The following is a 6,402-nucleotide window of genomic DNA, read 5'->3' on the forward strand; positions in this document are numbered from 1 at the left end:
ATGATCGACGTCACCCACCCCGGAACCTTCCACGGCTTGCCGGTCCACACCCTGCCCCTGTCCGAGGCCTCGGGGGCCGGCGCGCTGCCCGCCACCGGCACCGTGGCCTGGCGGCTGGACTGCATGGCGGACGAGCTGGAGTTCGAGGAGGCCTGGCGGCGCTTCCTCTCGACGGTCGACCCCGGCCAGGTGCGCGCTCTGCTGATCGGCCCCTGGTGGGACGAGGACTACGTCCCCTTCACGCCGGTGGTCGAGGCGATCGCCTCGGACGCGCACCGCTTCCCGGCACTGCGCGCGGTGTTCCTCGGCGACGTGGACAGCGAGGAGTGCCAGATCTCCTGGCTGGAGATGTGCGACATCACCCCGGTGCTGGAAGCGCTCCCGTCGCTGGAGGAACTGGCGGTACGCGGCTGCGGTTACATGGAGCCCGAGGAGCATCTCCGGCTGCGTCCGGTCCGGCACGAGGCGCTCACCACGCTCCGGGTCGAGTCCGGTGGGCTGCCGGCCCACTTCGTCCGCGCGGTGGGCGCGTCCGATCTGCCGGCTCTCGAACATCTGGAGCTCTGGTTCGGCGTCAGCTGGTACGGCGGTGACGCCACGGTCCCGGATCTTGCACCCGTGCTGTCCGGCGCCGGGCTGCCGAGTCTGCGCCATCTCGGGCTGCAGAACAGCGAGATCCAGGACGAGATCGCCGCAGCCGTCGCCTCCGCCCCGGTGGTCGCCCGGCTGGATTCGCTCGCGCTCTCCCTCGGGACCCTCGGGGACGCGGGCGCGCAGGCCCTCGTCGAGGGGCAGCCGCTGACCCATCTGTCCGCACTGGATCTGCGCCACCACTACGTCTCCGCCCCCCTCGTCTCCCGCATCCGGGATCTGTGCGAACAGGCGGGTGTCCGGGTGGATCTGGACGAGGCGGAGGACCGGGGCACCGGGGACGACGAGGCGCGCTATGTCGCCGTCAGCGAGTAGCACGCCGCCGCGCCTCGCGGTGGTCGGTATCCCCGGCAACCGCAGGGTAGGCCTCTTCCAGGCAGCCGTGCGCGCCGCCGGGCTCCCCGCAGCCCGCCCGGTGTCCTGGCTGGACGTGCTGCGGGGGGAGGCGGGCTTCCACGCCGGGGAGACGGTGCGCATCGACTCGCCGGGCGAGGACCCCGAGGTGGACCGCCTGCTGCGCGGAACCGACGACCCGACGCGGGTGGAGGGTTCGGCGCGCTGGTACGCCCGCTTCACCTCGGCCGTCCGGGGCGTCGCGAGCGCTGCCACGGCGGCGGGCGCGGTGCTGCTGGACGACCCCGAGGACATCGCGGTGCTCTTCGACAAGCGGCTCTGCCACGGAGTGCTGGAGTCCGCCGGGGTGCCGGTGCCCGACTCCCCCACGTCCGGCCCCGCCGGGGCTCCCGTGCGCGGCTGGGCGGACCTGCGGCGGCTGATGGCGGAGCATCGCATGCCGAGGGTGTTCGTGAAGCCCGCGCACGGCTCGTCCGCATCCGGGGTGATCGCTCTGGAGACGGCCGGCCGGGGCAGGGTGCGGGCCACCACCTCCGTGGAGCGTGACGAGGCGGGCCGCCTGTTCAACTCGCTCCGGGTGCGCCGGTGTACGACGGAGCACGAGGTGGCGACGCTGGTCGACGCCCTGGCCCCGGACGGGCTGCATGTCGAGCGCTGGCTGCCCAAGGCCTCCCAGGACGGTCGTGTCGCCGACCTGCGGGTCGTGGTGGTGGCCGGGCGGGCGACGCACGCGGTCGTGCGGACCAGCCGGTCCCCGATGACCAATCTGCATCTGGGCGGAGCACGCGGTGACCTGAACCAGGTGCGTGCCGCCGTGGAGGCGGCGGGCACTGGCTGGAGCGCCGCCCTGGCCGTGTGCGAGCAGGCCGCGGCGTGTTTCCCCGACACGCTGTGCGTGGGCGTCGATCTGCTCCCCTCGACCGGCTGGCGGCGTTTCGCGGTCGGCGAGGTCAACGCCTTCGGGGACCTCCTGCCGCGGCTGACAGGCCTGCCGGGCAGCGGCGCGGAGGGCATGGACACCTACGGCGCGCAGATCGCCGCCGTACTGGACCGAGCAAGGAACGACCGTGTCACCGAAGCACCCTGAACCACCGTCCCACCGGACGAGGACACCGGACCCCGACATGAACGCCGTCGTGGGCAGCGACGATCTTCTGCTCGTCACCCTGGACACGCTGCGGTTCGACGTGGCCGAGGAACTGGCGGCTGCCGGGCGCCTGCCGAATCTGGTCCGGCATCTGCCCGGCGGCGTCTGGGAGAAGCGCCATGCGCCCGGCAGCTTCACCTACGCCTCCCACCAGGCGATCTTCGCCGGTTTCCTCCCGACGCCCGCGGCTCCCGGCCCCCACCCGAGGCTGTTCGCCGCGCGCTTCGCCGGCAGCGAGTCGACCGCGGAGCGCACCTTCGTCCATGACACCCCCGATCTCCTCTCGGGGCTCGCCGCCGTGGGCTACCGCACGGTGTGTGTCGGCGGTGTCGGCTTCTTCAACGGCATCCCGCCGCTCGGCTCGGTGCTGCCCGGCATGTTCCAGGAGAGCCACTGGGAGCCCGGGTTCGGGGTGGCCTCCCCCACGTCCTTCGAGTCCCAGGTGGCGTGTGCCGAGCAGGTGGTGGCCGGTCTCCCCGCGGAACAGAAGCTGTTCCTGTTCGTCAACGTGTCGGCACTGCACCAGCCGAACTGGTTCCACCTGCCCGGCGCCGACGCCGGCGCGGGCGATTCCCGCGCCACCCACGCCGCCGCCCTGGAGTACGTGGACCGGCACATCGGGCGGCTCTTCGCGGCGGCGAGCAGCCGTCGCAGGTGCTTCGCCATCGTCTGTTCCGACCACGGCACCGCCTACGGCGACGACGGCTACACCGGCCACCGCCTGGGACACGAGGCCGTCTGGACCGTGCCCTACGCCCACTTCTTCCTCGAACCGGGGGCCACCCGATGACCGGCACCACACGCGGCAGCACGCACAGCTCCGGCCCGTACAGGAGCTACGTCTACGCCTACCCGCACAAGACCGCCTACCGTCCGCTCGGCGACGGCCCCGCCGGGCGCCCCCTGCTGAGCGACCTGTGGGCGGCGGAGCGCAAGGACGCTCTCTCCCTGTACGCCCACATACCGTTCTGCGAGGTCCGCTGCGGCTTCTGCAACCTGTTCACCCGGATCGGCGCCCCCGGCGAGCTGACGACGCGCTACCTCGACGCCCTCGACCGGCAGGCCACCGCCGTGCGGGACGCGCTGGGTGACGAGGAGCCGGTCCGCTTCGCCGCTGCCGCGTTCGGGGGCGGCACCCCCACCTTCCTCACCGCGGGCGAACTGGAGCGGCTGTGTGACATCGCGGAGAAGCGGATGGGCGCGGACTTGCGCTCGGTGCCCCTCTCCGTGGAGACCTCGCCGTCGACGGCCACGGCGGACCGGCTGGCCGTGCTCGCCGACCGGGGCACCACCCGCGTCAGCATCGGTGTGCAGAGCTTCGTCGAGGCCGAGGCCCGCGCGGCGGTCCGCCCACAGCACCGGTCCGACGTGGAGGCGGCCCTCGGCCGGATCCGGGACGCCCGCATCCCGGTCCTCAACATCGATCTGATCTACGGCATCGAGGGCCAGACCGAGGCGAGCTGGCGCACCTCACTGGACGCCGCCCTGGCCTGGCGTCCCGAGGAGCTCTACCTCTACCCGCTCTACGTGCGCCCGCTCACCGGTCTGGGCCGGCTGGGCACCGGGGCCGACGCGCCGGAAGGACCGGACGCGGCCTGGGACGAGCAGCGCCTGCGGCTGTACCGGGCCGGCCGCGATCACCTGCTGGCCCAGGGCTACGAGCAGGTCTCCATGCGGATGTTCCGCCGCGCGGACGCCCCGCACGACGGTCCCGAAGACTACGCCTGCCAGACCGACGGCATGATCGGGCTCGGCTGCGGCGCGCGTTCGTACACCTCCTCCCTGCACTACTCCTTCGACTACGCCGTGGAGATGCGGGAGATCCGCGGCATCATCGACGGCTTCACCGCCACCGAGGACTTCTCGCGCGCGGAGGTCGGCCGGTATGTGGACGAGGACGAGACACGCAGGCGTCACCTCCTGCAGTCGCTGCTTCAGGCACGTGGCATGCGGAGGGCGGAGTACCGCGAGCGCTTCGGGTCCGATCCGTACGACGACTTCCCCGCCGAGCTGGAGATGTTCGACGCGCGCGGCTGGCTCGACGCCACCGCCCGCCCGGCGCTGCTGCGGCTCTCCCCCGAGGGCCTGGCCCACTCGGACGCCCTGGGCCCTGACCTGTTCTCCCCCGAGGTACGGGCCGCGATGGCCGCGTACGAGGCGAAGTGAGGGCACGCCCGTGGACCTGACGATTCTCTACCGGGGGCCCCTGGCCTCGTGCGACTACGACTGCCCCTACTGCCCGTTCGCCAAGCGGCGGGACAGCGGCGAGCAACTACGGGCCGACCGCGCCGCCCTGGAGCGGTTCACCGCGTGGGCCGCCGAGCAGACCGGTGACCGGCTGTCGGTGCTGTTCACCCCGTGGGGCGAGGGCCTGGTGCGGTCCTGGTACCGGCGCGCCCTCGTCGGGCTGTCGCACCTGCCGCACGTCGAGCGGGTCGCCGTGCAGACCAACCTGAGTGGCCGTACCGGCTGGCTTGCCGAGGCGGAGCGGGACAAGGTCGCCCTGTGGTGCACCTATCACCCGGGCCAGACACCGTACGAGCGTTTCCTCGGCAGGTGCCGGGAGCTGACCGCGCTCGGGGTTCGCCACAGCGTCGGCGTCGTCGGGCTCGCGGAGCATCTGGAGGAGGCGAGGAGACTGCGTTCGGCGCTGCCGTCCGAGGTCTACCTCTGGGTCAACGCCGCCGAGGGACACACCTATACGGACGAGGAGGCGGATCTCTGGACCGCCCTGGACCCCTTGTTCCCCTACAGCCGCTTTCCGCACCGCTCCGCCGGACTGCCCTGCCGGACGGGCGAGTCGGTCGTCTCGGTCGACGGGGACGGGACGGTGCGCCGCTGTCACTTCGTCAGGGCGGAGCTGGGAAATCTCTACGACGGCAGCTACCGGAAGGCTCTCGGCCCGCGCGGCTGCCCCCTTGAGGTGTGCGACTGCCACATCGGCTACGTACACCTGGAGACACTGCCGTTGTACGACGTCTTCGCGGGCGGCGTGCTGGAGCGGATACCCGCCCGTCCGGCCCCGGCGGCGCCGGACGGCCCGCTGGGTGGGCGTGCCCGCCCGAGGCAGGAATCCGCAGCGGACGGGCTCGTGACACCGCGAGGGCCGGCCCCGGACGGGCTCGTGGGACCGGACCCGGCCGGCCGGCGTCCCCTGCCGTTCGTCACCCGCTGAGCGGTCAGAGCGGCAGGAGGTCCGGGCGCTTGGCCGCCACGTGGTCACCGGAGGACTCGCCGCGCAGCCGCCGGCCGATCCAGGGGACGAGGTATTCGCGTGCCCACTGGATGTCGTCCCGGCGCACCTCCAGCGTCCCTCGGTGCGCCTGCGGGGGCCACGCCTGGTCCGGGTCGGCCGGCACGTCGAGACCGAGCACCTGGGCGGCGCGCAGCGCGACCCGGGTGTGCCCCTCGGGCGAGAGGTGCAGGCGGTCGTTGTCCCAGGCGCGCCGGTCCTGCACGGACCGCAGCGACCAGAGGTCCAGGACCGGGCAGTCGTAGCGGTCGGCGATGGATCGGACGTGCGCGGTGTACATCGCGATCTTGCCGCGCAGGTGCTTGAGCACCGGGATGCCTCGGGTGTCGAAGCCGGTGGTGACCATGACGGTGCCGACCACCTGCGTCAGCTCGGCGACCGCGCGCTCGAAGCGTTCCGCGACGTCGTCCGGGTCGGAGCCGGGACGGAGGATGTCGTTGCCACCCGCGCAGAAGCTCACCAGATCAGGTGCCAGCTCCTTGGCGCGGGGGACCTGTTCCTCGACTATCTGGTCGAGGAGGCGTCCGCGTACGGCGAGATTGGCGTACCGGAAGTTCCCGTGCGTGTCGTCCACAGGGGCGACCACCGCGCCCGGGACCGGAAGCCGGTCCGCGAGAAGGACCGCGAGCCGGTCCGCCCAGCCGACGAGCGCGCCGTCCGGGCCTGGGTCCCCGACTCCTTCGGTGAAGCTGTCGCCGATCGCTGCGTACGACCCGATGATGCCTCGTTGTGTGTTTCTCGAATCGTCTGCCACAAGCGCTTATCCTGCACCTTCGAATGTGACCTACGCGACCGTAATAAGGGGTTGACGGGTGGTGAGAAAGACCACCCGGTCAGTTTTTGGTAAAGCCGGAATAAGGAGAGGGGGGGGGGGGCGGGGGGCCCCCCCCCCCCCCCCCCCCCCACCCCCCCCCCCCCCCGCGGGGGCCCCCGGGCGCACGCACGGAGGCGGTCGGGGGGGCGGGCCCGCCGGAGCTCGGGGCGGTGGGGCCCGCGC

At 72.6% G+C, this 6,402-nt stretch carries 6 protein-coding genes; 5 read left to right on the forward strand and 1 reads right to left on the reverse strand.

Annotated elements, in window-relative coordinates:
• Genes ACFY8O_RS15460 through ACFY8O_RS15480 form a run of 5 tightly spaced genes read left to right on the forward strand, consistent with a single transcriptional unit; the run spans window position 1 to window position 5,327 of the window.
• Window positions 1-966: an STM4015 family protein gene (locus ACFY8O_RS15460; RefSeq protein ID WP_387902292.1), complete on the forward strand. Its 966-nt coding sequence runs from the start codon at window positions 1-3 to the stop codon at window positions 964-966.
• Complete coding sequence (locus tag ACFY8O_RS15465; protein WP_387902295.1) at window positions 947-2,092, forward strand: STM4014 family protein; 1,146 nt, start codon at window positions 947-949, stop codon at window positions 2,090-2,092. The genes ACFY8O_RS15460 and ACFY8O_RS15465 overlap by 20 nt, the downstream gene beginning before the upstream one ends.
• Before the next feature lie 37 nt (window positions 2,093-2,129).
• The gene (locus ACFY8O_RS15470; protein WP_145805818.1) at window positions 2,130-2,942 is read left to right on the forward strand and encodes an STM4013/SEN3800 family hydrolase; all 813 of its coding nucleotides are present in this window, start codon (window positions 2,130-2,132) and stop codon (window positions 2,940-2,942) included.
• Window positions 2,939-4,318, forward strand: coding sequence for an STM4012 family radical SAM protein (locus ACFY8O_RS15475; protein ID WP_387902298.1), 1,380 nt, complete (start codon window positions 2,939-2,941; stop codon window positions 4,316-4,318). Before ACFY8O_RS15470 ends, ACFY8O_RS15475 begins: the two co-directional genes overlap by 4 nt.
• A gap of 10 nt (window positions 4,319-4,328) precedes the next feature.
• Window positions 4,329-5,327 (forward strand): STM4011 family radical SAM protein, encoded by a 999-nt coding sequence (locus ACFY8O_RS15480; protein WP_387902301.1) that lies wholly within the window; start codon window positions 4,329-4,331, stop codon window positions 5,325-5,327.
• Window positions 5,328-5,331: 4 nt separating this feature from the next.
• Here the strand turns inward: ACFY8O_RS15480 and ACFY8O_RS15485 are convergent, their stop codons facing one another.
• A complete protein-coding gene (locus tag ACFY8O_RS15485; RefSeq protein WP_145805824.1) occupies window positions 5,332-6,159 on the reverse strand; it encodes an SGNH/GDSL hydrolase family protein in 828 nt (275 codons plus the stop codon).
• Between the last annotated feature and the right edge of the window lie 243 nt (window positions 6,160-6,402).

The sequence above is a fragment of the Streptomyces argenteolus genome (assembly GCF_042902585.1).
Taxonomy (GTDB): domain Bacteria; phylum Actinomycetota; class Actinomycetes; order Streptomycetales; family Streptomycetaceae; genus Streptomyces; species Streptomyces argenteolus.

What these genes read in the sequence shown, in the direction of transcription:
- ACFY8O_RS15460 (WP_387902292.1), top strand. Translation starts at nt 1, where the DNA reads ATGATCGACGTCACCCACCCCGGAACCTTCCACGGCTTGCCGGTCCAC.
- ACFY8O_RS15465 (WP_387902295.1), top strand. Translation starts at nt 947, where the DNA reads ATGTCGCCGTCAGCGAGTAGCACGCCGCCGCGCCTCGCGGTGGTCGGT.
- ACFY8O_RS15470 (WP_145805818.1), top strand. Translation starts at nt 2,130, where the DNA reads ATGAACGCCGTCGTGGGCAGCGACGATCTTCTGCTCGTCACCCTGGAC.
- ACFY8O_RS15475 (WP_387902298.1), top strand. Translation starts at nt 2,939, where the DNA reads ATGACCGGCACCACACGCGGCAGCACGCACAGCTCCGGCCCGTACAGG.